We start from the raw sequence: 3,691 nt of genomic DNA on the forward strand, positions 1-3,691 counted from the left end.
GATACATTTTTCGATAAAACTCCCGTTTCGGGAAACGTGAGACACCTTGACGTGCCGCTCCCCGGCCATCACGTTGCCTATAATCTCCGGATGCCGAACGTTCCGTTGCCCCCGTCCTTTCCTGACACTGCGTCCCTATCCGCGCTGCGCGCGTGGTACGCAGGCGTCGGCGCGCGCGAGGCGGTCGAACGTTATTGCCCGCAGGCGCTCGAAGGCGGCCAGTCTGCGCGCGGCGTGATCGGCCGAATTCGCCGGCAGCTTGCCGGTTTCGCCCTCAGCCGGCATCGTTCAGATCTGGCCCGGCTGTTCCAGTGCGCGGTGGGCGAACGGTCCCGTCACCGCAAGGCCGCGACCCGGGCGCTGGATATCCTGCCAACGCTTGCGATCCCGCAACCGCAGGTGAGCGATGCGGTCGATGTCTGGCTGCCAGCCCGTGTTGTCCCCATGCTGCATCAGCATGGCATCCGGACGCTGGCTGATCTGACCGTGCGCATCCCTCGTCGGCAGCGCTGGTGGCGCACGATTGCCGGACTCGGCGTGCGCAGCGCACGTCATATTGAGGCCTTCTTTGCCTCCCACCCGGTACTTACCGAACGCGCCCGCGCGCTGATCGTGGTGGCGACGCCGGAACCCGTGGTGCCGTGGGAAAACATCCACGTGCCACATGACGTCGACGGCTCGCGTGGCGCCTTCCGCGCACCGAAGCCGATGTGTGCGCTCGAGGCCGATAACGACTATCAGGCGATCAACGCCTGGCTCGACCGGCACGAAGCCGCCGAAACTCAGCGTGCCTATCGCCGGGAAGCCGAGCGCCTGCTGCTCTGGGCGATTGCCGAGCGCGGCAAAGCGCTGTCTTCGCTCACGAGCGAGGATGCGACCGCTTATCGTGCCTTCCTGCGCCATCCCACACCCGGCGCCCGGTGGGTCGCGCCGGCGCGCCCGCGATCGTCGTCCGAATGGCGGCCGTTCACGGGCGCGTTGTCGCCAGATTCCATCGCCTATGCGCTGTCAGTTCTGAGTGCAATGTTTCGCTGGTTGATCGAGCAGCGCTACGTGCTCGCGAATCCGTTTGCCGGCCTCAGGGTGCGCGGCGCGCAGCGCAATGGTGGGTTGGACATCTCGCGCGCCTTTACGGCCGGAGAGTGGGAGTTGATCCGCACGATTGCCGATGGCCTGGAATGGTCGCATGGCTGGGCGATTCCCGCCGCACAGCGTCTGCGCTTTCTGCTCGATTTCGGTTACGCGACCGGCCTGCGCGCAGGCGAACTGGTCAGCGTTACACTCGGCGGCATCATGACCGGCACGCGTGGCGAGCGGTGGCTTCACCTCACCGGTAAGGGGGCGAAGGCTGGCAAGGTGGTGCTGCCGCCGCTCGCACGATTTGCGTTGGACCAGTACCTGATGCAGCGCGGTCTGCCCGTGAGCCCCGCACGCTGGGCACCGGATACGCCGCTGCTCGGCCATCTCGATGAACCCGGCGGCATCACCACGCCGCGTCTGAGGGAGGTGCTGCGCCGGTTCTTCCGGAGCGCCGCCGACGCAATTCGGGCCGACCACCCGGCACTCGCCGACAAGCTGCAGCGCGCGACGCCACACTGGCTGCGCCACACGCACGCAACAAATGCTCTCGCACAGGGCGCCACGCTAACGACTGTGCGCGACAATCTGCGTCACGCGTCGATCACAACGACCTCGATCTACCTGGACGACGACGAAGTTCAGCGTACCCGGCAGATCGAGCAGATCTTTGCGCGGCGGCAGCCAACGTGACGACTGTCCACGAGACCATCTATCCGGTGCTGCCTGCGGAGCCGGGCGCGGCGGAGCTGAAAGCGGCGTTCACGCCGAGCGCCGCGGAAATCCGCTTCGTGCGCCGGCAATCCCGGCAGGAAGCCTCCGCCGTATTGATCATGGTGCAGCTGAAGCTGCTGCAGCGTCTCGGTTATTTCCCGATGCTCGTGGAGGTACCGCCCGCCATTATCGATCACATCCGGACGTCGATGCGGTCCCGCGTCCTGTCCCGGACGGCGATCGCACGGTATGACGTGTCGGGCACCCGCATTCGTCACCAGAAACTGCTGCGCGGCTGGCTTGACATCCGGGCGTTCGATGCGAGTGAGGCGGCGTCGCTTGCTGAACTGGCGTCGGCGGAAGCCCGGACAAAGATCGAACTGCCCGATATCATCAACGTGCTGATCGAGGAACTGGTCCGGCGCCGGTACGAGCTGCCGCCACTGGCAATGCTGCAGCGCATCGCCACGCAGGCGCGCAACGATCACAACGAGGCGATCTATGGGGCCATCACCGGCGCACTCGACTCAGCCCTCGTCGAACGCATCGACGCGCTTCTTGTCGTCAAGGGCGGCAAGTCCGGTTGGGATGATCTGAAACAGGAGCCGAAGCGACCCGCCGCGCGGGCGATCGCCAGCTTCCTCAAACATATCAACGGGATCAGGAAGCTGGCGGAAGGCTTGCCGGCACCACCCTCGATCCTGTCTGTTAGCAAACGAGCACAACTGGTCACCGAAGCCCGGGCCCTCGACGTCGCGGAACTGCGTTCGCTCAAGATCGCGAAGCGTCATGCGCTTGCGGTACTGTTCATCCAGGCGCAGTTGCAGAAGGCGCTTGATGACGTCGCCGAGATCTTCATCAAGGTGGTGCGCAAGCTGGAGTCCTACGCAAAGGTCCGACTGCAAAAATACCAGCTTGAACACGCCGGTATGCTGGAGGGACTGGTCGGGCAGTTCCGGAACGTCCTGCAGATTCTCCAGGATGAGGGTGTACCGGAGCCTAAGCGGTTACCGAAAATCCGCGAGGCGCTCGGCGACCCGGCCGAAGCGCTCGCGCAATGCAACGAGCACATCGCTTATGCCGGGCAGTTCGATCTGCCGTTTATGCTCGTGCCGTACCGCACCCAGCGCTCGCTGCTGTTCCAGTGCCTGGACGTGCTGCCGCTGCAATCGAGCTCGCAGGACCGCGCGGTGCTGGTCGCGCTCGCGTGGCTGCAAGGTTTCCGCAACGCGCACCGCGAATACCTGCTGCTGACCGACAACGACTTCGCGAACCTGCCGCTGGACTGGTTGCCGGAGAAGTGGGAGCGCGCGGTGTTCCCGCACGGACGGGACAGCCGGATGCTGCACCGCCGGTTCTTCGAACTGGGTGTCTTCAGCCAGATCATGCGGGGACTCAATTCCGGCGACCTCTATGTGGAGGGCAGCGACCGCTTCGACGATTATCGGGTGCATCAGGTCACCGACGAGGAATTCCGGCGTGAACTGCCGCGCTACTGCGAGATCGTGGGCTTGCCCACGGACGGCAAGAGCTTCGCGAAGGATCTGCGAGACAGGCTGAACGCGGCGCTCGACGAGGCCGATGCAAACTTCCCGGCAAACGACAGCATCGAGTTCGTCAATGAGGAACTCGTCATCCACAAGCCGGGCAAGGAGCCCGAGCCGCCGAACCGCACGCTGATCGATCAGGCCATCACGGCATCGATGCCGCAGCTCAGCATCCTGGATCTCCTCACCGAAACCGAGCAGTGGCTCGACCTGCATAAGCTGTTTGGACCGCTATCCGGGTTTGACGCGAAGATCGACGATCCGCGCAAGCGTTTCATCACGACGCTGTTCTGCTACGGTTGCAACCTGGGGCCGAGCCAGACGGCGCGCTCGGTGAAAGGGCTCACTCGCAA

2 protein-coding genes are annotated in these 3,691 nt (G+C 64.6%); both read left to right on the forward strand.

Translation table 11 applies throughout. From position 1 onward, the window contains the following. The first annotated feature begins 90 nt into the window (after positions 1-90). Positions 91-1,770, forward strand: a complete 1,680-nt coding sequence (locus tag BSU04_RS22565; protein ID WP_089160549.1) for a phage integrase family protein — start codon at positions 91-93, stop codon at positions 1,768-1,770. Beyond that, positions 1,767-3,691: DUF4158 domain-containing protein (locus BSU04_RS22570; RefSeq protein ID WP_144021317.1), on the forward strand; the 1,925-nt coding region annotated here is incomplete at its 3' end. The genes BSU04_RS22565 and BSU04_RS22570, both read left to right, overlap by 4 nt.

Origin of the sequence: Caballeronia sordidicola (genome assembly GCF_002220365.1) — a bacterium.
Classification (GTDB): domain Bacteria; phylum Pseudomonadota; class Gammaproteobacteria; order Burkholderiales; family Burkholderiaceae; genus Caballeronia; species Caballeronia sordidicola_C.

Bases quoted from the DNA above. Each gene is read 5' to 3' on its own strand.
- BSU04_RS22565 (WP_089160549.1), top strand. From the start codon at position 91: ATGCCGAACGTTCCGTTGCCCCCGTCCTTTCCTGACACTGCGTCCCTA.